The organism is Pseudomonas furukawaii, assembly GCF_002355475.1.
GTDB classification, from domain to species: Bacteria; Pseudomonadota; Gammaproteobacteria; order Pseudomonadales; family Pseudomonadaceae; genus Metapseudomonas; species Metapseudomonas furukawaii.
The window spans coordinates 4,199,217-4,220,315 of record NZ_AP014862.1 but is presented as its reverse complement, the minus strand read 5'-3'; the positions used below and the strand labels follow the sequence as shown (position 1 = coordinate 4,220,315).

16 protein-coding genes are annotated in these 21,099 nt (G+C 63.1%); 6 read left to right on the top strand and 10 right to left on the bottom strand.

Going from position 1 to position 21,099, the window contains the following annotated elements; translation table 11 throughout:
* Positions 1–12: 12 nt before the first annotated feature.
* Positions 13–522 (bottom strand): YkgB family protein, encoded by a 510-nt coding sequence (locus KF707C_RS19435; protein WP_003458238.1) that lies wholly within the window; start codon positions 520–522, stop codon positions 13–15.
* A 419-nt stretch (positions 523–941) separates the two neighbouring features.
* Positions 942–1,166 carry a hypothetical protein gene (locus KF707C_RS19430; protein WP_003458237.1) on the bottom strand — a complete coding sequence of 75 codons (225 nt, stop codon included), beginning with the start codon at positions 1,164–1,166 and terminating at the stop codon, positions 942–944.
* 250 nt (positions 1,167–1,416) lie between these two features.
* Here KF707C_RS19430 and KF707C_RS19425 point away from each other — a divergent pair, with 250 nt between their 5' ends.
* Positions 1,417–2,082, top strand: a complete 666-nt coding sequence (locus KF707C_RS19425; RefSeq protein WP_003458236.1) for a dioxygenase family protein — start codon at positions 1,417–1,419, stop codon at positions 2,080–2,082.
* A gap of 25 nt (positions 2,083–2,107) precedes the next feature.
* Complete coding sequence (locus tag KF707C_RS19420; protein WP_003458235.1) at positions 2,108–2,863, top strand: TIGR01458 family HAD-type hydrolase; 756 nt, start codon at positions 2,108–2,110, stop codon at positions 2,861–2,863.
* A gap of 91 nt (positions 2,864–2,954) precedes the next feature.
* On the opposite strand, the gene KF707C_RS19415 is transcribed toward KF707C_RS19420, so the two are convergent.
* The 3 genes from KF707C_RS19415 to KF707C_RS19405 all read right to left on the bottom strand — a co-directional run bounded on the left by KF707C_RS19415 (position 2,955) and on the right by KF707C_RS19405 (position 7,837).
* The gene (locus KF707C_RS19415; RefSeq protein WP_003458233.1) at positions 2,955–5,009 is read right to left on the bottom strand and encodes a TonB-dependent receptor; all 2,055 of its coding nucleotides are present in this window, start codon (positions 5,007–5,009) and stop codon (positions 2,955–2,957) included.
* A 304-nt stretch (positions 5,010–5,313) separates the two neighbouring features.
* Complete coding sequence (locus tag KF707C_RS19410) at positions 5,314–7,014, bottom strand: sulfate adenylyltransferase (protein ID WP_003458228.1); 1,701 nt, start codon at positions 7,012–7,014, stop codon at positions 5,314–5,316.
* 313 nt (positions 7,015–7,327) lie between these two features.
* The gene (locus tag KF707C_RS19405) at positions 7,328–7,837 is read right to left on the bottom strand and encodes a BRO-N domain-containing protein (RefSeq protein WP_231992283.1); all 510 of its coding nucleotides are present in this window, start codon (positions 7,835–7,837) and stop codon (positions 7,328–7,330) included.
* A 461-nt stretch (positions 7,838–8,298) separates the two neighbouring features.
* On the opposite strand from KF707C_RS19405, the gene KF707C_RS29165 reads away from it, so the two are divergent.
* From KF707C_RS29165 to KF707C_RS19390, 4 genes are all read left to right on the top strand, one after another.
* Positions 8,299–9,027 carry a hypothetical protein gene (locus KF707C_RS29165; RefSeq protein WP_131679656.1) on the top strand — a complete coding sequence of 243 codons (729 nt, stop codon included), beginning with the start codon at positions 8,299–8,301 and terminating at the stop codon, positions 9,025–9,027.
* 185 nt (positions 9,028–9,212) lie between these two features.
* Positions 9,213–10,208: an AraC-like transcriptional regulator QhpR gene (gene qhpR, locus KF707C_RS19400; RefSeq protein ID WP_036990742.1), complete on the top strand. Its 996-nt coding sequence runs from the start codon at positions 9,213–9,215 to the stop codon at positions 10,206–10,208.
* A 423-nt stretch (positions 10,209–10,631) separates the two neighbouring features.
* On the top strand, positions 10,632–12,107 hold the full coding sequence (locus KF707C_RS19395) for a flavin monoamine oxidase family protein (RefSeq protein WP_003448029.1): 1,476 nt from the start codon (positions 10,632–10,634) through the stop codon (positions 12,105–12,107).
* Positions 12,104–12,760 (top strand): c-type cytochrome, encoded by a 657-nt coding sequence (locus tag KF707C_RS19390; RefSeq protein ID WP_003448030.1) that lies wholly within the window; start codon positions 12,104–12,106, stop codon positions 12,758–12,760. The genes KF707C_RS19395 and KF707C_RS19390 overlap by 4 nt, the downstream gene beginning before the upstream one ends.
* Before the next feature lie 364 nt (positions 12,761–13,124).
* Here the strand turns inward: KF707C_RS19390 and KF707C_RS19385 are convergent, their stop codons facing one another.
* The 5 genes from KF707C_RS19385 to KF707C_RS19365 all read right to left on the bottom strand — a co-directional run bounded on the left by KF707C_RS19385 (position 13,125) and on the right by KF707C_RS19365 (position 20,611).
* On the bottom strand, positions 13,125–14,549 hold the full coding sequence (locus KF707C_RS19385; protein ID WP_003448031.1) for a coniferyl aldehyde dehydrogenase: 1,425 nt from the start codon (positions 14,547–14,549) through the stop codon (positions 13,125–13,127).
* 177 nt (positions 14,550–14,726) lie between these two features.
* On the bottom strand, positions 14,727–16,319 hold the full coding sequence (locus KF707C_RS19380; RefSeq protein WP_003448277.1) for a GMC family oxidoreductase: 1,593 nt from the start codon (positions 16,317–16,319) through the stop codon (positions 14,727–14,729).
* Positions 16,320–16,389: 70 nt separating this feature from the next.
* Positions 16,390–17,364: an alpha/beta hydrolase gene (locus KF707C_RS19375; RefSeq protein ID WP_003448274.1), complete on the bottom strand. Its 975-nt coding sequence runs from the start codon at positions 17,362–17,364 to the stop codon at positions 16,390–16,392.
* Between the two features lie 9 nt (positions 17,365–17,373).
* Positions 17,374–19,011 (bottom strand): 3-(methylthio)propionyl-CoA ligase, encoded by a 1,638-nt coding sequence (locus KF707C_RS19370; protein ID WP_036990881.1) that lies wholly within the window; start codon positions 19,009–19,011, stop codon positions 17,374–17,376.
* 103 nt (positions 19,012–19,114) lie between these two features.
* Entirely contained in the window at positions 19,115–20,611 is a 1,497-nt protein-coding gene (locus KF707C_RS19365) for a flavin-containing monooxygenase (RefSeq protein WP_003448272.1), read from the bottom strand.
* Positions 20,612–21,099: the final 488 nt, after the last annotated feature.

Sequence of the window (21,099 nt, the reverse complement as noted above, 5' to 3'; positions counted from 1 at the left end):
CCGGGGATCGGTTCAGGCGTTCTCCAACCTGGACAGGGAGTGCCCGGCGACGAAGATCGACGCGGCGAGCAATCCCAGGTCCTTGAGGAGGAACTGGCCGGGCGCGACGCTGATGCCGGGGAAGCCGACGCTGGGCTCGATCACCCCAGGCGTCGAGAACATGAAGCTCAGCGTCGTGAGGAACAATCCGGCGGAGAGGGCGCCGCCGATCAGCGAGAGTTTCGGCGACACCAGCCGGCCCGCGATCAGCAGGCCGATGCTGACTTCGAGGACGCCGAGCAGGCTGGAGAAGGTGTCTACGCTGAAGATCCCGTACAGCCATCCCAGCAGGGGGCTGTTGCTCACGAGCGGGACCAGTCCCTGGGCTTCGTAGTGGGTGAACTTCATGCCGCCGAACCAGAAATAGATGACGGCGAGGGCGAAGTAGGCGCCGTAGGTTCCGGTCGCCAGGGTGAGGGTGCCGAGCGACAGTCCGTTCGAGCGGGTGTTGCGGCCTTGATGGGCGATGTTCAGGGTATTCATTGATCAGGCTTCCCGTGATGTGGCTTGGGGCTGTCCCGACGCGCCTGGTGGCGCGGCCTGGGGACGGTGGTTCAGCGGATGAGGTGCAACCTGCGCGGTCAGGTTCGCGTGGTCGCTTCGGGCCCCCTTGTGCCAGGGGGCGATCAGGTTTTCATGAGGTTCCTGCCGTCGATGATTCACCTCCTGCAATCCCACGCGGAGTGCGTTGGGCTTGGGCACAGTGTTGCCCCGCTCGGTGAACCTTTGGCTCCTGAACGTACAGAGTTCGATGCAGATCGTCTTGATTCGCCGGCGCCCTGTTGGGGCGGATGCCCCCGCGCATTCCCAACCCGGCCGGTCATCGGCGGTGGGCCGCATCCCCGGCGCGCCCTACCAGCGCGGGTCCTTTCGCGGCCACCGACATCGGCGGTTGCCGCTCCTCATGAACCCCGCCCCCAGGGGTCGCCCTTGCTGCGCCGGTCGCCTTGCCGGCGGTCCTTCTCGAAACGGATGCTCTGGCGCCGGTCCGGGCAGGTGCGCCGGTCCCCGCCGCTACGGGTATCGATCTGGAACTTCGCCTTGCCAGGGCCGGATGGCGTCGCATCCGCCGTCTCCATGGGCTCCAGGCTGAGTTCGTCGAGGTTGAGTTTGTCGTTGATGTCCATCGCTTCCCTCCGCGTGGGCGTTGCACCCAGCAGAGGGTAGACCGGCCAGGGGATCCGCTCCGGGCGAAATCCGGGGCAATGGCATGAGCGGGCGATGGGGCTTACCGACGGATCCTGTGCCGATCGTCCGCGCATCGGTTCGGGGAATGAATCCCAGGCGTTGCCTAGACTCATGAGGCACAGGCCTCGTCGGATTTCCTTGGCGTGCCGTCATCACTGTGTCCGGTACCATACCGGCGAGGAGGCGGATGTGGATGAACATCGAATGCCCCGCGGCGCCATTTCCCGGCGTCGTTTCCTGGGCGGTGGCGCGGTGCTTCTGGGCGGCGGCCTGCTGTCCGGATCGACCCTGGCCCAACAGCTCTGCGCGCTGACCCAGGGCGATATCCTCGGCCCTTACTATCGGTTCGGTGCCCCCTTCCAGTCGCGGCTGGCGGGGCCCGAAGAGCCTGGCGAGCGGCTGATGATCACCGGCACCCTGTTCAGTTCGGACTGCCGCACGCCGGTACCGGGCGCCCTGATGGAGATCTGGCAGGCCAACAGCGCGGGCCTGTACGACACCCAGAAGCCCGGCAACTTCACCGACAAGGGCGACTTTCACCTGCGGGGGATGCTCTATACCGACGCCCAGGGCAGGTACCGCATCGAAACCGTCATGCCGGGCCGCTATCCGGTGCCGCCGAACCTGCCCGGGCTGGAGAAATACGGCGGGCTGATGCGGCCGGCGCACATCCACTTCCGGGTGATCGACTCGCTCCATGTGCCTGTCACCTTGCAGCTCTATTTCAAGGGTGATCCCCATATCGCGGGCGACCCCTGGGCGCGCGACAGGTCCACCAACACCATCGAACTGCAGCGGGACGGCGAGCTCCGTCGGGGCGTGTTCGACATCGTGCTCGCGCGAGGCTTCCAGTGACTTTCCAGCAGCGCGAGGCCGCCCCATGAACGCACCGCAGGCGGTGCTGCTCGACATCAGCGGCGTGCTGTGCGACGGCGACCAGCCCATACCGGGCGCCGTCGGGGCAGTGCGCCGGCTCCAGGACAGGGGCTATCCCCTGCGGCTGGTGACCAACACTTCGCGCCTGGGCCACGTCGCCCTCCATCGGCAACTCCGGGGCATGGGCTTCGACGTCGAGCCGGAACAGATCTTCACCGCGCCCCGGGCCGTGAGTCGCTACATCGAGGCGCGAAGCCTGCGGCCGTTCTGCCTGATCCATCCGGCGCTGGAGGAGGAGTTCGCCCCCTGGTTGCATCAGTCCGCGCCCGACGCCGTGGTGGTGGGCGATGCCGAAATGCGCTTCGACTACGAGCACCTCGACAGGGCCTTCCGCTTGCTGGTCGAGGGCGCGCCGCTGATCTGCATGGGGGATAACCGCTACTTCCGCATCCGGGGCGTCCTGCACCTGGATGCCGGTCCCTTCGTGCGTGCCCTGGAATACGCGTCGGGCGCCACCGCGCTGGTGCTCGGCAAACCCTCCCGTAACTTCTTCGCCAGCGCCCTGGACGACCTCGGGGTGAGCGCCGGCCAGGCCTTGATGGTGGGCGACGATGTGCAGGCCGATGTGCTCGGCGCCCAGGCCGCCGGCCTTTCCGCCTGCCTGGTGCGGACCGGCAAGTACCGCACCGGGGACGAGGCCCTGGCCCCGGGGGCCCATCTGGCCGCGGACCTGGCGGAGGCGGTGGCCTGGCTGGGGTGAGCCCCATCCGCCCCACGCCATGGGGCCCGGCTCCGTAGGAGCCGGCTTGCCGGCGAATGGTGCGGGGTCGCGGGCGGCCATTGCCCCTGGCTCAGAGCTTCAGGTTCAGTGACAGGTAGGCGGTGCGCCCCGGCGCGGGGGAGAACATCGGCTGGTCGTCGCCGCCCCAGAAGAAGTTGTCGTACCAGACGTACTCGTACTCGCGGTCGGTGAGGTTCTTCACCTGCAGATCCAGGCTGGTGGTGGGCGTCAGGCTGTAGTGGACGCTGGCGTCCAGCAGCGCGTAGCCGCCGTACTTGCCCTGCCGGTTCAGCTCGTCGATGTAGTAGTCGCCCTGGGCGCGGGCCTGCAGGCCGAGGCGCCAGTCCTGGGCAAACTGGTAGTCGGTGCCGAGGTTGCTGATATGGCGAGGCGTGGAGAACACCTCCTTGCCGGCCAGCGACTCGCCGCCGGCGGTGAAGGCGCTCTTCACCTTGGCCTCCTGGTAGGCATGGGAGGCCCAGAGGCTCCAGCGGTCGGTGAGGTTGGCGGTCAGCTGCAGGTCGACGCCGCGCCGGCGGGTTTCCCCCAGTCCCACGGTGGTGCCGGTGCTGGGCATGTTCGCCACTTCGTCGGTGGCGTCCTGCTGCCAAAAGGCGATGCGCGCCTCGGCGCCTTCCACCGGGCTGAACGTGATGCCCACTTCCTTGCCGGTGTTGATCGACGGGTCGAATTTGGCCTGGCCGGCCGTCAGGTAGGCCGGCTCGCGGGAACCGGTGAGGATCTGGAAGGTGCGTCCCCAGTTGGCGTAGAGGTTGACGTTCGGCGTCAGGCTGTAGACCAGGCTCAGCTTGGGCTGCTGGATCGTGCCGTAGTCCTGCAGGTCGGCTTCGGTGCCATCGGGCAGTTCGGTCTCGCCGTAGAAGCGGTCGACCCGGTAGGCCGGGATGATCTTCAGCGACTCGATCGGCTGGATCACCGCCTGCACGTAGGCACCGAAGTTGTCGAGGCTGTAGGCGTCGTCGTTCTGGATCCGCGCCGGGGTCACGTCGAACTCCGTCGGTACGCTGTAGTTGTAGCGGTAGCGGCGGTATTCGTTGTCCTGGTGCTCGACGTTGAGGCCGCCTTCCAGGGTCAGCCAGTCACGGGCGGTCCAGGTCAGGCTGCCGAGCAGACCGGTCTGGCGCTCGTCCCACTGGCGGCGCTGGCGGGGCGCGTTGCCCACCGGGTAGGAGGTGAAGGTCACCTTCCGGTCGTCGACGTAGCGGTTGTAGTAGAGCTTGCTGCTCAGGCTCAGGTCGTCCCGCGCCTGCCAGTCCAGGTGGATCGCCGCTTGTTTCATGTCGCGGTTGTCGCCGTCGTTGGCGTTCTTCGGGTCGGAGTCGGTGCGGCTGGCCTCGAGTTCTTCGCGGGTCAGGAAGCCCGGCTCATCGGCCTGGTGGTGATAGAGGCGGGTGACCAGGCCGAGCTTCAGCAGGCCGGCGTCGTCGGTGTAGAACCACTTGCCGCCGAGGGCGTACTTGTTGGATTGGTCATGGTCGCGGTAGCCGTCGGAGTCCTGCTTGGCGAGAACGTAGTTCTGCGCGAAGTTGCCCGACTCGCGCCCCATGGCCAGTTGTACTTCCCGGGTGTCGAAGCTGCCGTAGGTCAGGCGGCCGTCACTGTAGTTGCCGCCCTGGCGGGTGACGAAGTTGATGTTGCCGCCGATGTTGTGCAGGCCGTAGCGCGGGTCGTTGGTGCCGCGCACCACCTCGATGTAGTCCAGTTCGAGGGGGAAGACCATGTCGATGAAGCGCTGGTTGCCGCTGTTGACGTTGCTCGGCACGCCGTCGATCAGGGTCTTGATGCCGTTGATGTAGCCCTCGCCATTGAAGGCGCGGAAGGTGGCCTTGCCCGACTCGGCGCCCTGGCGCGTTTCGGTCAGCTGGATGCCGGGCATCTGCCCCAGCAGCTCCCAGCTGTTCATCACGTTCTGCTCCTCGATCCTGTCGGCACCCAGTACGTCCACCGAGGTCAGCACACTGCTGCCGCCGAGCAACGACGGACCGCCGCTGCCGTCTACCAGGACCTCGCCGAGGGTGAGGGTGGATTCGCCGGCTTGCGCGGCGTGGCCGTGGCCGCTGGCCAGGGCCACCAGTACGGCGAGGGGGAGCAGTTCGTTCTTCATGTAGGTCCTTCGGTGTGCGTCCTGGGCCTGCGTGGCGGCGGAGTTCGGGACGAGCGAATCCCGTCCCGGCCGCGCGGCGGTCGCGCGGCCAGGCCTGGGTGCAGCGGTGAGTGTTGGTGGTGTTTCCGCCTATGACGGCATCGAGCCGGCGTTCTGCTGGAAGCCTGTGTGCGTCGGAAAAAGATGACGGAGAAAGATGTTATACCATAACGTTTTTTCAGCCAATTCCCACTGCCTTTCAGGTTGTCGCGTGGCGTTCCAGTGACCCACGGCAGCCCTGGAGCGCGCTGCCGTGGGCGATGGGTCAGGTTTCGTCGGCGCCGCGATAGCGCGGGTAGGGCAGGGCGTTCCAGGCACGGCTGCCGAGGCGGCTGGCCTCCACCGGCGCCGGAATGTCGTCGAGCAGGGCTCTGGCCGCGCTCAGTTCCCGCAGCACCTCCGCCCGGTCCTGGTACATGAACTCGTCGGAGGCCTGTTCGGGTGCCTGTCGCAACTTCTCGTCCAGGTCGTCGAGCAAGCGCCGCTGCTGCCGGTGGAGGGCGTCGCGTGCCTCATCCACCCAGGCGGCCTGCAGGGTACGGTTGTGGTCCAGCACGGCGCTGTATTCCCGGTAGATGCCGTCGTAGACATCGCCCGTGTGGGTGCGCGCTTCCTGGCAGGCCAGCTCCAGGTCGCGCACCGTGAGGGATTCCGGCGCCAGGGGCTGCTGGCGCGGCGCGCCGCCCAGTCGGCTGAAGCGGGTGTAGAAGGGAAACAGGCTCTGGATCACCTTGGCCACCGGCAGGGTGCCTTCGCCGTCCTCCCCCAGGCCCTTGGGCTGGATGCCCTGCATGGCCGCCAGGGCCGACTCCGGGCGCACCACCTCCTTGGGCGGCACCAGGCCGTGGCGCAGCATCTCGCGGATGCCGGTACCGGAAATGTTCAGACGGTAGCGTTCGTCATGGGGGCAGGTTTCCGTGGTGGCATGGCTGGCGCAGCGCACGCAGTAGAAGACCTCGTGAAAGAGGCGCACCTCGATGCCCAGTTCATCCGGGGTGAACTGGTCGAAGATGCTGTGGCTGGCGTACTTGTCGTAATAGCTGCCGATGCCGGCGTGGTCACGGCCGATCAGTGCGTGGGTGCAGCCGTAGTTCTTCATGATCAGGGCGTGCAGCACCGTTTCCCTTGGGCCGGCGAATATGTAGGTGACCCGCAGTGGGGAGAGGATGGCGCGGTCCTTCGGGTAGTAGGTGTCCAGCACGTTGCGGTAGGCCTGCATACGGTACTCGTGGCGCACGTACTCGCGCTTGGCCATCTCCACCAGGGGTTGCAGCAGCAGGCCGTCGATACCTTCCAGGGCGTTGCGGTGGATGTACTCGTGGCCCCGGTGCAGCGGGTTGGCGCCAGTGATGAAGCCGGCCACGGAACGGAAGCCCCGATCCTCGTAGAAGCGCTTCCAGGTATCCCGGGGTTCCAGGCGCAACGACTCGAAGGGACCCCAGTCCACCCGCTGCAACAGGTGCAGCGGTCCGCCCAGGGCCAGGTCGCCCATGCGCCGGTGGATGGCGTCCACACCCGGGTGGTTGCGGTCGGTGGTGCCGAACAGCTGGCGGGCGCGTTCTTCCTTGTCGTAGTCGAAGATGTCCTCCACTGCGAGGATGGCCACCGGCTCGTTGCGGCTGTCGGTCAGGGCCACCTCGTCGCCCACCGCGAGGGTGCCCATCACCTCGCGGTTGCGCTCGCCCACCGGGGCGAAGCTGAGCGGCACCGGCCACACCAGGCCGTTGGCGAGGCGGCCGCTACTCAGTACCGAAAGGTAATCCGCGCGGTTCATGAAGCCCCTGTTGGGGGAGAGCACGCCGGTGGCGATCATCTCGATGGTGATCACCGCCTCCAGGTCGACGCGGATCGACGGCAGCCTGCGTGCCCGCGCAATTTCCGCCTGTACCCGGTCGGCCGGCACCACCTGGTTGACCAGCGTGCCGCCGTGGGGGTGTTGGGGGTAGCGATCGAAGGCGAGTTCCATGGTTCCTCCTGCTCGGCTCGGGTCTCGCTCGACGGAGGCCCAGGGGGCGATCGAGCGAGTCACGGTGTGCCGTCTTGTTATGGGGTGAGGCGCTGGACCGGTGCCTGCGGCCGTTCGATCGGGCCGGGCGTGCACCGGACTGGCTGAACGGTATTGGCGGCCCGCTTGGGCGGACAAGGTCGTTGCCCTGTGGGGAAAGTCTGTAAGTTGCGAGCGGGCTTTCTGGCTGGGCCGTCCGGGCACTGCCCGTGTGCCAGGAACACCCTGCGACTGCCGGGCTGCAGGGTGGATAGCCTGTGGCCCGGCGGGGGAATCAGCCGATCACCCGTTCCGGCCGCTGCAATAAGCGATGGCACTCACTCACATCCAGCCAGGTGCGACCTTGCCAGTGCAGCACCTCCAGTTCGTGCTCCCGCCACGGGATCACGTCGCGGCGGGGACGCGGGCCCTTGAGGCGCCCTTCGTCCCGCAGGCGGGGAATCACCTGCTGGGTGATCCAGCGGCGGATGGCGCGGTTCTCGGGGTGGAAATAGAACATCAGCACGGCATAGGCACCGGACTCGCTAATCAGGAATTCCTCCTCGAATTCGCCGTTGCTGTTGCGCATCCAGGCCCGCTGCCACTGGTCGTCGTCCAGGTTGCGCCGCACCCGCTCCGACAGCAGCGGATGGTGAATCAGGCGGAACAGGTCGCTGGCGGGAAACCAGGGCTCAACCTCCAGCAACACCGCGCGCAACTGGCGCTTGTGGCGGATGAACAGGCTGGGCAGGAGGACTTCGGCATCGGCCGGGGGCGTGGGATTGAGTTGGGGAGACTCGGGCATTTCCATTACCTCTGCTTGGTTTAACAGCTTTCTCAGGGCTGTGGCGTCGGGAGTTAAGAAACCCCAAGCAGAGGGCCGGACGTATTCCCCTTTCGGGTCTTGTATTAGCCCACTCCCGACAGAACAGAGGAGGATTTTTGCGGACGCGAGTATGAAGCGTGCACAAAAAAGCCGCTGAGCTATCGGGAGCGGTTACACCGCTGCTTGAGTAAGCGTTTCTTAGGCGCCGGGGAAAGAGGCTATGGGCGGTGCAGGGAGGGGGCAATGCAGTTGCAGCGTGGGAAATGGCTGATCGGCCCACGGAAGTCAGCCCAAGGGGGATCGCGCTTTACCCATCCAACTCGGGGACCTGGTCCATGGCGATAGGTGTATTTGCATAAAATGCGAAGAAAATGGCGTGAAATGTCAAGTTGACTGATGCCATATCCTGAAAGACTAGGGATTGTTTTTGCCGGAATAGGGTGCTGAAACTCTTCGTGTTGGTACGCGTTTCTGAAAGCTTTAGTGCGGCTCGTTTGTCGAGACGTGGCGTGAGATGTTTCTTAAAGCCTGATCGTTTGTTGTGGAGATGTGTTTTTAAGGCGGAAGTGAGGGTGGTCATGAGTGTGCCGGGTGTCATTTGTATTAATGATTTAAAAGATCTGTTGGCAAGTTTTGGTTTGTTTTTATTTTTATGTGTTGAGGTGGTTGCTTCGGAAATGCCAAGTCCTGAATTTATCAAGGGTATGTCTTATGAGTTGGATGGTCGTGCGACGATGCATGCCATTACGGCCAATATGGCGAAGCGCTTCGATGAAGGGGAAATGAATACTTACTGGAGTTCCTATCATCGACTGGAGGAATTCAGCCGGCCCAGGTATGAAAATATAGCGAGGGTGTTGGGTATCGAGTTGCCTGGCAGGACCTGGGTTTCGATCAAGGCAAGGGTCATAAGTTGGTTGCCGGGCTTCATGATGCCCTGGGTTATCGAGAATTTGCGTAATAGAACGGTTGAGTATGTCGAGCGGCTACGGTGGCTTTCTGGCTTAGGTCCTGCCGAGGAGCGGGAGTTTTATGCCTATATGGTTCGACAAGAACTGATGCAGATTCAACTCATGGATCTCGCGCTCAAAAAGGAGTACGCGGCTGCGGAGGATCTGGTTGCCCGGTTCATAGCCCAGGAGTCCGTTGCCAGGGAGCACTCGTTCTAGGCTTTCGATTTTCCCGCCACTGGGCGGCCGTGTTCTCTTGTCCGGCCATGTCGACATGGCGCATGTCGCGCCTTTTGCGCGATGGAGAGATGCTCTTTTCGAAGCGTTGCACTGCATCTAGGATGGTCAGATGTAGCTGTGCCAGAACCTTTGTTCTGGCGATATTCTGGTTGCGATCATCCATTATGACTGACCGTCGTCACACCGTTTTCTGCGAAAGCCTGTTCGTGAGAAATGCAGCGCTTTTCGCGCCCTATCTGGGGGCAGTGGGGCTTGGTGAAAAGGTTCTGACGTCACCTGATGCAGAGATCCCATTGTCCCAGTACATGGCTTTGTGGGAGGTGGTTGGTCGCGAAGTTTCACCCAGCGTCGGCCTTCAGACTGGCGCCCGGGCTCAAAGCAGTGACTGGGGTGCCTATGGATACGCCGCGCGAAGCGCGCCGTCGATGCAGCTGGCGCTTCGTTGCCTGAGTCACTTTTATGCCGTGCTTGCCCAAGGTGCGCGAACCGAAGTCAGCGTCAATGATTCGTTCGTCACCTTGATCTATCAGGTGGTCGATCCGCTCATCACCGAGCGTCGCCAGGATACCGAATACACAACGAGTGCTGCGCTCGCAATTTTGCGAGAGCTGACCAAGTGCTCCAGTCTGAAGCCGGTCCGGGTAGAGTTTGAACACGACAGGCTGGGTGATCTTTCTGTCTATCAGGACGTGTTCTCTTGCCCGGTTGTCTTCAATCAGCCCGACAATCGAATGGTGTTCGCCAAAAGCCTTCTGGATATGCCGATCCTGACGGCGGATACCCGGCTGTTCCAGGCGCTTGAGCCCTTCCTGCAGCGGCAGCATTCGGCTCGTGTCGAGTCAGAACTCCTTGGCCGAATGGCGGCACATATCGCCAGTGGCCTGGGCAGTGGTGGTGTAAGCATCGAGTGGGTCGCCAGTAGCATGAACATGGGCGTACGCACCTTGCAGCGCCGACTCTCCGAACAGGGCCTGGACTTTACTCAGGTAGTTGAAGATGTACGTCGCTCTTTGGCGGAAGAATACGTCGCCAGATCCGACTACAGCTTCACCCATATCGCCTTGTTGCTCGGATACTCGGAAGCCAGTTCTTTCAGCCGCGCATTTCGCCGGTGGACTCAACTCACTCCTCTCAAGTATCGCCAGCGCGCAAGGGGCTGATTCGATCCATTGGCATCGCATGTCAATGATTTGTCATGAGCTGGCAAGCGCACTTTTCCTGCTTTGAGTAGCTTGCCTATCAGGGCGCACTCCCTATAGCGCGTTTGTCGTATTGGCGATCGAAGAAACCCTTCACTTTTAGCCGTTTGTTCAGAGGGCACCTCAGGGCTGTCCCGGTCAGTTGACGGTGTTCTTCGAAGCGCATGATCGATAACCACGAACCTGCCTGAATGGAGGGTGCGCTTCTATGTCGTACATCCAAGGATTTGGTGTGTACAGGATTGGAACTCTTTAAATCCAATAGACCGAAGTGGGCCAGGGTATGAGCGAGCTACAGATCGGCAATATCCGCTTCCTGCTCCGCAGGAGAGGGCGGTCTGACTGTGTCTCAATTCATGGGTCGGCGGCTCTGGGGAGAAAATCATGAATAAGCCTGTCGCGGGGGGAACCGTTGATATTCCCCGCCGGAAGTTGCTCCAGTTCGCTGGGGCCTCGATCGCTCTTGGTGGAATCGGGCTGAAGCCTGGGTGGGCAAAGGCCGACTCGGATGACGACGTCCTTGATGTCGTCATAGTCGGTGCCGGTCTGGCGGGCCTGACGGCCGCCCGCAGCCTGTTCAAGGCGGGCTGTGAGTCCTTTCTGGTCATCGAAGCGCGCAACCGCGTGGGCGGGCGCACCCTCAATCATGATCTGGGGAATGGCCACATTTCCGAGGCCGGCGGGCAATGGATCGGTCCCGGTCAGACTGCGGTGGCGGATCTTGCCCGGGAGTTGGGGGTGGGAACCTTTCCGTCCTACTACCAGGGTGACTCGGTCTTCCTGGGGGGCGGCGGCCGAATGGCCATGGACCTGAAGGGCACGCTCGGCGCTGACGAGGCTGTCGCGGCAAAGCTGAGCGAGCTCTCTCGTGATGTTCCATCGGGAGCCCCATGGGAGTCTCCTCGGGTCGCCGAGCTGGACAGGATGTCCGTGGGGGAGTGGCTGGCTGATCAGGATGTGGATTTCGAGAAGAAGTTGAGTCTCGAGGGCGGGGTTCTGATATCGGGGGGCGTCATGCCCGCCAAGATGGGGCTGCTGCACTTCCTTTCCATGATCAATTCCGCGAACTGCGAATACTCGCAACTCGACTCGATGGAGCACAGCGCCCAGGAGACCCGCTTCATTGGCGGATCTCAGCTACTGAGCACCAGGATGGCGGAGCAGCTTGGCGAAAAGGTCAGGCTTTCCAGTCCGGTCCGCCAGATTGAAAACTGGGACAAGGAGGTCGTGACCCTGCGGACCGACAGCGGTGAGGTGCGAGCGCGAAAAGTGATCATGGCCATACATCCCGCCCTGTGCCAGCAGATCGAGTTCGCTCCGCAGCTTCCGGCGGCACGTGCGGCTCTTCAGCGCGCCTGGCCTGGACATTCCCCGATGAGAAAAACGGCGATGGTGTACGCCCGGCCGTTCTGGCGAGAGAAGGGGTTGAATGGTCATATCGCGCAAATCGGAGGGCCCGTGATCTGGGCTTACGACAACTCGCCGCCGAATGGGGAAATCGGTGTCATCAATGCCTTCGTTCGAAGCGCGGTGCTGCCATCGGACCCTGGCCAGGCTGAGCGGGCCCAGGTCGAGATCTATGCCCAGGCACTGGGCGAAGAGGCTTTGTCACCTCTGGCTTACTACGATCACGATTGGGGGCAGGACGATCCCTGGACGATCACCTGCGTCTCGGCAATCCCGCCTGGATTCTGGAGCGAGCACGGCAAGGCCCTGCGTCCACCCTGCGGCAATCTGATCTGGTCCGGCACCGAGACGGCCGATATCTGGGCAGGGTACATGGATGGTGCTGTGCGTTCGGGGCATCGGAGTGCCCTGCAGGTTCTCAACGCGCTGCGCCATGTCGGGAGGCCCGCATGAAGAAGGTCATCCTGCTGGGTTTCGTCAGCATCGTTGCCGTCCTGCTGGTCATATGGGGCCCCGATGGTCGGGATCTCTATCTGCTGCAGAAGCATTTCGAGAACTCGAACCAGGCAGCGGAACTCGATGGGGGGCCATGGCCTCGCCTGTCCGATGTCTGCATCGCCTGCCATGGCTTCAAAGGGGATTCACAGAATCAGCGGTATCCAAGTCTGGCCGGGCAGCCGGCTCCCTATATCACGGCCCAGCTTCAGAATTTCGCCAGCGGAACGCGTAGCAATCCGTACATGACTCCCCTGGCGATGACCTTGAGCGAAGCGGAGATAAAGGCGCTTGCCGATTACTTCGCCAAGCAACGTCCGGGAAACAACGCCAGCTTCAGTCCCGAATCTTCCTTGCGCGAAAAGGGCAGGACGCTTGTGGAAAGCGGGGCATGTGGCGCATGCCATGGGGCGCAATTGCTGGGCCACGAAGGTTTTCCGCGCCTGGCTGGCCAGGGTTTCGACTATCTCCTTGCGCAACTGGACAACTTCGCAAATGGAAAGCGCGTAGAGGCCACTGGCGTGATGAAAACCATTGCCAGTGCGGCCTCACCGGACGACCGCAAGGCAATCGCCAGTTACCTGGCCAGCCTCGCGACTGACAGCAACTGAGTCGAGGGCGTTTCAACCAGGCGGCCACCGACTTCGGTGGCCTCCATGCCGCTCGTCCCCCTGCACGACGACTCCGCTCGGCCTCCTGACGGGGCACTTCGCGCGGCGTCATCGTCTTCGCCTGGTTTCAGATCGGTTTGCGCGGCAGGATGACTTGTCCCCTGCCGGCGCGGGTCACCCCTCTCCTCTTCTGGGAGAGGGGCGGGGGAGGGGGCGGTATCCGCAGACTGGGAGTGGGTCAGGGCTCCGGGCAAAATCGCCAATCCAGTGTGAACAGGAATTCCCAGATACTCCGCGATGAACCCAAAAAAGACGCCCCGAAGGGCGTCAAAGGCTGCATCGTTTTCGTGTCGATTCGGGCAGGTCAGCGCAGCAGCAGGCTCAGCAGTCCCTGGGTGAGGCGCCCATAAGGCGGCTTGAGCAGGAAGCTGCCATTGAGGCGTGCCTGGTAGAAGATCGGCCGCATCTTGCTGAAGGTCTGGAAGCCTTCCTCGGCGTGGTAATGCCCCAGCCCCGAGTTGCCCACGCCACCGAACGGCAGGTTTTCCTGCAGGACATGAAGCATCACGCTGTTGACTGTGACACCACCGGACAGGGTCTGCCTGAGCACCTGTTGCACACGCTCGGAATCGTCGTCGAAGAGGTACAGCGCCAGCGGCCGCTCACGGGCGTTGATGTAGTCCACTGCCTCTTCCAGTCGGCGATACGTGAGCACTGGCAGCAAGGGGCCGAAGATCTCCTCCTGCATGATGTGCATGTCGTCGCGTACGTTGAACACCAGGTGCGGAGCCAGCTTGCCCGCGCGGCGTGCTTCTTCCGTATCGGCCAGCGCCACCACCCGCGCGCCCTTCTCGCGGGCGTCTGTCAGCAGGGCCTCTACGCGCGCCAGCTGGCGGGCATTGATCATGCAGCTGTAGTCGGGGTTGGCTCCCAGCGGCTGCGGGTAGCAGCGGGCCACGGCAGCCTTGGCGTGCTCGATGAAATCGGCCTCGCCGCCTTCGGGCAGGAAGAGGTAGTCAGGCGCCACGCAGGTTTGTCCGGAGTTCAGGCACTTGCCCCAGAGAATCGTCTCGGCGGCGCGCTGCAGGGAATAGCCCGGCGCCACCAGGGTCGGCGATTTACCGCCCAGCTCCAGGGTCACCGGCGTGAGGTTCTCGCTGCAGTTGCGCATGATCTGCCGGCCGACTGCCGGTGACCCGGTGAAGATCAGGTGATCGAAGGGCAGGCGGGAGAACTGATCATTGATGCCGGGCCCCGGCTGAATCACCGCCACCAGGTCCTGGTCGAAGCGCTCGCCGAGCAAGCGAGCCAGCAGCGCGCCATAGCGGCTGGAGTCGCTGGCGATCTTGATCATGGCCCGGTTGCCGGCGGCCAGGGCACCGCACAGTGGCCCCAGCGTCAGGTACAGCGGGTAGTTCCAGGGGGCCGCAATGCCGATCACGCCAAGAGGCTGTGCCAGCAGCGCGGCTCGCCCGGGCTGGAACCAGATCCCGACGCCACGCCGTTGCGGCTTCATCCACCGCTTCAGGCATTTGAGCGCGTGATTGATTTCGCTGACCAGGCCAAAGATGTCCAGCAGTTTGCTCTCGTGCGCGGAGCGGTGGCCGAAGTCGGCGGAGATGGCTGCGGCAATCTCATCGGCGTTGTCCAGCACCAGCGCCTTGAGGGCCAGCAGGTTGGCGCGGCGCGCCTGATAGGACGGATAGCGTTCAGTGGCGAAGGCCGCGCGCTGGCGGGCGAAGAGCTGGCGCATCTGTTCGACGGCCGGACCGACTTGTTCGATCGACATGGGAAGGGCTCCGGGGGTTGCTGAAGTGGCGGCGGCCCCTTGCAGGGCCAGGCCGCCAGCCAGTGTCTGGTCAGTCCCGGGCTGGGCGCCCGGAACATGCCATCAGTGCTTGCGAACGACCGCCGCCATGCGGCGGTCGGGCACGAAGCGGGACGGGGACGGCGGATGCCTGGTCGTTCAGGACCTGCCCCCGGCGGCCGCGACCCACTCGGCGCCGCGTTCGGCAATCATGATGGAGGGGGCGTTGGTGTTGCCGCCGACCAGGGTCGGCATGATCGAGGCATCGATCACGCGCAGTCCGTCGATGCCATGGACCCGCAAGCGGCTGTCGACCACGGCCATCTCGTCCTGGCCCATCTTGCAGGTGCCGACCGGGTGGTAGATGGTGTCGGTGCGCTTGCGCAGCAACTGGATCAGTTGCTCGTCGCTGTGCAGGTCCTTGCTGTAGAGGTCCTTGAGGCCGAAGCGCGCCATGGGAGCCTGGGCGATGATCTCGCGGGTCATGCGATAGCCCTTGAGCAGGGTCTTCACATCATCGTCATGGCCCAGGAGGTTCGGGTCGATACGCGGCGGCGCGCTCGGGTCGGCGGAGTTCAGCCCGACGCTGCCGATGCTTTTGGGGCGCAGCACGCAGACGTGGCAGCTGAATCCGTGTCCCCAGTGAAGCTTGCGGTTGTGGTCGTCGACCGCGCCGATCACCGCGTGCAACTGGATATCCGGACGCTCCAGACTCGCGTCGGTCCTGAGGAAGCCGCCACTTTCGGCGCAGTTGCTCGACAATGGGCCTTGGCGGCGGCGCAGGTAGTCGAACACCGCCTTGCCCATTTTCGGACTGCCGCTGACGGACAGGCCCATCAACGAGGTGTCGTGGCTCTTGTAGCAGAGCACCACATCGGGGTGATCCCGCAGGTTCTGGCCGACGCCCGGCAGTTCATGCTGCACGGCGATGCCCTGGGGCTTGAGTTCCGCCTCCGGTCCAATGCCGGAGAGCATCAGCAATTGGGGGCTGCCGAAGGCGCCAGCCGCGAGCAGGACTTCCTTGCGGGCCTTCAGTTGCAGGTGCACGCCTTTGATCAGGACCTCCACGCCGGTGGCCTGTTTGCCTTTGAGCAGTACGCGCTCGGCGTGGGCACCGGTCAGCACGGTGAGGTTGCTGCGCTCGCGGATGGGCTTGAGGAAGGCGGTGGCGGTGCTCCAGCGGCGGCCGTCGCGGATGGTCACCTCGTAGTAACCCACGCCCTCCTGCTCATCCCCATTGAAGTCGGGGTTGAAACGGTGGCCAGCGCCTATCGCGGCATTGACGAAAGCCTCGGTGACCGCGTGGCGATGGGCGCGGCTGACATACAGCTCGCCGTCACCGCCGTGGTACGCGTTGCTGCCACTGTGGTGCATCTCGCTCTTGCGGAAGTAGGGCAGCACATCGGCGAAGGACCAGCCTTCGTTGCCCAGCGCCTGCCAGTCGTCGAAGTCGCTCTGGTGGCCACGGATGTAGATCATGCCGTTGATCGAACTGCTGCCGCCGAGCACCTTGCCCCGTGGCTGGTAGCCGAGGCGCCCGCCGAGTCCGGGTTGTGCGACGGTGTGGAAGGCCCAGTTGACGTGGCGGGTCGGTACGATTGCCGCCACGCCGATCGGAACATGGATCAGCGGCGAGCGGTCTTCCGGGCCGGCTTCCAGCAGGCAGACGCGGTTCTCCGGATTGGCGCTCAGCCGGTTGGCCAGGACGCAACCGGCAGAACCGGCGCCAACGATGATGTAGTCGAATTCCATCTTTGCGGGTCTCGAATAGGGGCCTGGAAGGCAGCGCTCAGGTCAGGTGTCGGGGACGATTTCCGGCGTATCAGCCATCCCAGTCCGTGTGTTCGTGGACGAAGCTTCGGATGCTCTGTTCTGCCGCCCTGGCCTGAGGCAAGGCGGGGATCAGCTGGAAGACATGGGGAAGCCGCTTCCATATCTCCAGCTGCACCGGCACGCCGGAGGCATTGGCCTTTGCCGCCGCCCGCACCGAGTCATCCAGGAGCATTTCCGTGCTGCCCACCTGGAACAGCAGCGGTGGCAGGCCGCTGAAGTCCCCGAACAGGGGCGATACCGACGCGTTCGAGTAGGTGTCGGCTGGCGCGTAGAACGCGCGGACGCCGACGGCGAAGGGCAGCGTGAAGATCGGATCGCGGGGCGCGTTGCTCACGGCGCTTTCACCGCTGAGGGTGAGGTCCAGGAAGGGTGAGAGGAGAATCGCGCAACTGGGCAACGGCTGTTTGTCGGCCTTGAGGTGCTGCAAGGTCGCCATGACCAGGTTGCCGCCGGCGGAGTCGCCGGCGATGACGATGTCCCTGGCCTTGAAACCCTGGTCCAGCAACCAGCGGTAGGCCGCAAGGCACTCCTCCAGTGCGGTGGGGTAGGGATGTTCCGGGGCCAGGCGGTAGTCCACCAGCAGTGCGCGGGTTTTCAGGCCCTGGCACCAGGATGAAACCATGGCGGCGTACACGTCGGGCGTGTAGGCCACGAAAGCCCCGCCATGGATGTAGAGCAGCACGCGGTCCGGCCGGTAGCCCTCGGGCGACAGCCACTGGGCGGAAACACCGTTGCAGAGCACGTTCTCCCGTTTCACGCCGGCCAGGAGAGCGGGGGATGCCTGGCGATTCAACTGGCTGAACTTCCCACGCAGTTTTGGAATGTCGATGTGCAGTCCAAGCCTCGACTTCACCGTGAGACGGAGCAGCAGATTGAGCAGTTCGAGGGTGTAGCGGCCCTGGGTTGGATGGAAGACGCGGGTGAATGCGTTCGCCGGCAGGTGCTTGGTCATGGTCATGTTCATGGGGCCACCTCAGGCGGGAGAGACGTCGGCGGTGGGCCAGCGATACCCGCGCAATTGCTCGCGCAACTGCAGCTTGCTGACCTTGCCGGTGGCGGTGTGTGGAATTTCGTCGACGAACATCACGTCATCGGGAATGCAGAACTTGGCGACCTTGCCCGGATACTGGCCGAGAATTTCTTCGCGGCTCACGGCCTGGCCCGCTTTCTTCACGACGACCAGCAGGGGGCGCTCGTCCCACTTCGGATGGGCCATGCCCACCGCTGCGGCCTCGGCGACGGCCGGATGGCCCATGGCGATGTTTTCCAGTTCGATGGAGCTGATCCACTCGCCACCGGACTTGATCACGTCCTTGGCCCGGTCGGTGATCTGCATGAAGCCATCCTGGTCCAGGGTGGCCACGTCGCCCGTCGGGAACCAGCCGTCCACCAGCGGGCTTTCGTCCCTGCGGTAGTACTGCTCGAGGACCCAGTGGCCACGGACCAGCAGTGCGCCGGAGGCCTTGCCGTCGCGGGGCAGTGGGTTGCCCTCGTCGTCGACTATCTTCAGGTCGATACCGAAGGGCGGCCGTCCCTGCTTCACCTCGATGGCGAAGCGCTGCTCCTCGTCCAGCCTGAGTTGCGATTCCTTGAGCGTGTTGACAGTCCCGACCGGCGACATTTCCGTCATGCCCCAGGCGTGCTGGATCTTGATGCCGAACTCGTTCTCGTAGCTCTTCATCAGGGCAGGGGGGCAGGCCGCGCCCCCGACCACCATGCGCTTGACGCTCGACAGGGTCACGCCGTTCTTCTGCATGTATTGCAGGACACTGAGCCACACGGTGGGTACGCCCGCAGAGAAGGTGACGCCCTCGCGCTCGAACAGTTCGAACACGCTTTCGCCATCCAGGGCCGCTCCCGGGAAGACCAGCTTGGCACCAACCAGCGGCGCCGAGTACGGAAGGCCCCAGGCGTTGACGTGGAACATCGGCACCACGGGGGCGACCACGTCGCGAGCGGACAGGGACAGGGCGTCGGGCAGCGAGCTCGAGAGGGCGTGCAGCAGGGTCGAGCGGTGGGAATAGAGCACGCCCTTGGGATTGCCCGTGGTGCCCGAGGTGTAGCAGAGGGCGGCCGCCGAGTTTTCATCCAGCCGGGGCCAGGCGAAGTCGGCGGACTCCCTGTCCAGCAGGTCCTCGTAGCACAGCAGGTTCGGGATGTCCGCGCCCGGCATGTGCTCGCGGCTGGTCATGGCGACCCAGTACTTCACGCTCGGGCACTGGGCTGCGATGGACTCGACCAGCGATGCAAAGCTCAGGTCGAAGCAGACGACGCCGTCTTCGGCGTCGTTGACTATCCAGCTGATCTGCTCCGGAAACAGGCGGGGATTGATGGTATGCGTGATCGCTCCCATGCCCGAGATGGCGTAGTAGAGCTCGAAATGGCGATAGCCGTTCCACGCCAGGGTGCCAACGCGATCGCCCGGTCGAACCCCGAGCTTCGCCAGGGCATTGGCGGCTTTCCTGGCGCGTCGATGCGCTTGGGCATAGGTGTAGCGGTGAAGCGTACCTTCGACCGTGCGGGAGACTATCTCGGTGTCGCCGTGATAGCGCTCCGCATGTTCCAGCAGGGAAGAGACGATCAGCGGCAGCGTCATCATTTGGCCGTGCATGGTGTTCTCGCCTTTTGTTTTCATGGATCTTGATTGCCAGGCTTGCCCGGTATCGGGACGGCAGTTAATGGCCTGGTGGCGTGTTTTCACGAAAGCCGGTTTTTCAACCGGCAACTCGCGATACTTGTGTCTTGTATGCGTCCTGCCTGGCGGAGAGAAACTCCAGGCGACTGTCTTCGACTGGGTCTTTCAACAGCATCTTCTTGTCGCGTCCGTAATGCATCAGGACTTTCCAGGGATAGGATCGCCCTTGTCGCGGCAGTAAGTGCTGGTCGCGCTGTATATATCCTGACTTCAGCCCAAGAATATTGTCGTTGATGGTGTTATTTTCATTGTCGAGTGGAGTTACAACCTCGAGATTGTATTTCTCCATATGCTTGAAAAGGCGGCAAAGATACTCGGCGGAAATGGTGGATTTCAGTGTCCAGGAGATATTGGTGTAGCCGAAGATCCAGGAGAAGTTGGGGACGTTCTCCATCAGCACGCCCTTGTAGGTCATCTGCTCGCCGACGGGGCAGGGCTTTCCATCGATGGACAGGGACATGCCACCCAGCAACTGCAACCTGAGGCCGGTCGCCGCGATGATGATGTCGGCCTGCAGTTCCTTGCCGGATTTCAGGAGAATTCCATTCTCGGTAAAGCGCTCGATGTGGTCGGTTTCAACTGATGCTTTGCCGCTGCGTATGGTCTTGAACAGATCCCCATTGGGCACGGCACAGAGTCGCTCGTCCCAGGGCATGTACTTGGGCGTGAAGTGGCGCATGTCGACATCCGGGCCGACATTTCTGCGGACATGGGAGAGGAGAAACGAGCGCATCATCTTCGGCCAGCGTCGGCACGCAAGGTAAACGCCCCGATACAGCAGGATATTGCGCGTGCGGCCCAGGGCGTTCGCCCAACGCTCCGGCATGATGCGCGACAAGGCGGCGGTCACCTTGTCGACCGAAGGCAGCGAGTAGATATAGGACGGGGAGCGCTGCAGCATGGTGATGTGCCCGACGCGGTCCGCCATCGCCGGAATCAGGGTGGCCGCGGTTGCGCCACTGCCGATCACCACGACTTGCTTGCCCTGATAGTTCAGGTCCTCTGGCCAGTGTTGCGGGTGAACCAGGGTGCCTTTGAAGTTCTCCTCGCCTGGGAAGTTGGGAAGAAAACCATCGTCGTGGTTGTAATAACCGGTGCAGCACACAAGGTATTTGCAACGGTAGTGTCTGGTTTCGCCGCTCGGTTCATGCAGAGCGGTCAGGTGCCACAGTCGCTGCTGGCTGGACCAGTCTGCACTGGTAATTTTGATCCCGTATTGGATCTTGTTGGTTATTCCATATTCCGCAGCGGTGTCCTGGATATATTCACGGATCTCGGGACCATCGGCCAGAACCTTGCGCTTGTTCCACGGGCGGAACTTGTAGCTGAAACTGAGCATGTCCGAATCGGAGCGTATTCCCGGATAGCGAAACAGATCCCATGTTCCGCCGATGCGATCACGGCGCTCGAGGATCGCCAGGGATTTCCCTGGAAACTCCTTCGCAAAATGGCAGGCAGTACCAATGCCCGACAGGCCCGCGCCAATGATCAATATGTCGTGATGCTGGTTGCTCATATGAATCTCCGTGCTTATTGGAGTAAGCAGGGCAATTGATTGATGGAGTCGGCTCAGCCAGCGAGAAGTCTCGTTAATGACGACTCCTGATAAGCCACATGGTTAATACCTGGCAGGGGTGAGCCGCGGCGGAAAACACCGGCTGGCTCATTTCGCTTATTGCCGAATGGCTTCGTCACGCTCGTCCACTGTTGGCTACTGCGAACCCCGGAAAGGGACGGCAGGCAATGGATGAGGGGATGAGGCGGTTGGTCGGCGGGAGGCTTTCACCTGCCACGGCACGCAGGGCATGGACGAACGGGATGCGGTTGGGGCGAACGGCGGCTGAGCCACCGGGAAGACCCATTGAGGCGGCATCGCCGTGCGTGGGATCAGGATGTCTTGCACAGACTTTCATGAGACGAGCTCCTGAAGCTTTTGTTGTTTTGCTGGACTGTAATCCGATTCCCTATTTGGCGCAACTAGTGTTATCAAAATGATGGTTGCGT

Bases quoted from the DNA above. Each gene is read 5' to 3' on its own strand.
- KF707C_RS19435 (WP_003458238.1), bottom strand. From the start codon at position 522: ATGAATACCCTGAACATCGCCCATCAAGGCCGCAACACCCGCTCGAAC.
- KF707C_RS19430 (WP_003458237.1), bottom strand. From the start codon at position 1,166: ATGGACATCAACGACAAACTCAACCTCGACGAACTCAGCCTGGAGCCC.
- KF707C_RS19420 (WP_003458235.1), top strand. From the start codon at position 2,108: ATGAACGCACCGCAGGCGGTGCTGCTCGACATCAGCGGCGTGCTGTGC.
- KF707C_RS19415 (WP_003458233.1), bottom strand. From the start codon at position 5,009: ATGAAGAACGAACTGCTCCCCCTCGCCGTACTGGTGGCCCTGGCCAGC.
- KF707C_RS19410 (WP_003458228.1), bottom strand. From the start codon at position 7,014: ATGGAACTCGCCTTCGATCGCTACCCCCAACACCCCCACGGCGGCACG.
- KF707C_RS19405 (WP_231992283.1), bottom strand. From the start codon at position 7,837: ATGCCCGAGTCTCCCCAACTCAATCCCACGCCCCCGGCCGATGCCGAA.
- qhpR (WP_036990742.1), top strand. From the start codon at position 9,213: ATGACTGACCGTCGTCACACCGTTTTCTGCGAAAGCCTGTTCGTGAGA.
- KF707C_RS19395 (WP_003448029.1), top strand. From the start codon at position 10,632: ATGAATAAGCCTGTCGCGGGGGGAACCGTTGATATTCCCCGCCGGAAG.
- KF707C_RS19390 (WP_003448030.1), top strand. From the start codon at position 12,104: ATGAAGAAGGTCATCCTGCTGGGTTTCGTCAGCATCGTTGCCGTCCTG.
- KF707C_RS19385 (WP_003448031.1), bottom strand. From the start codon at position 14,549: ATGTCGATCGAACAAGTCGGTCCGGCCGTCGAACAGATGCGCCAGCTC.
- KF707C_RS19380 (WP_003448277.1), bottom strand. From the start codon at position 16,319: ATGGAATTCGACTACATCATCGTTGGCGCCGGTTCTGCCGGTTGCGTC.
- KF707C_RS19375 (WP_003448274.1), bottom strand. From the start codon at position 17,364: ATGAACATGACCATGACCAAGCACCTGCCGGCGAACGCATTCACCCGC.
- KF707C_RS19370 (WP_036990881.1), bottom strand. From the start codon at position 19,011: ATGCACGGCCAAATGATGACGCTGCCGCTGATCGTCTCTTCCCTGCTG.
- KF707C_RS19365 (WP_003448272.1), bottom strand. From the start codon at position 20,611: ATGAGCAACCAGCATCACGACATATTGATCATTGGCGCGGGCCTGTCG.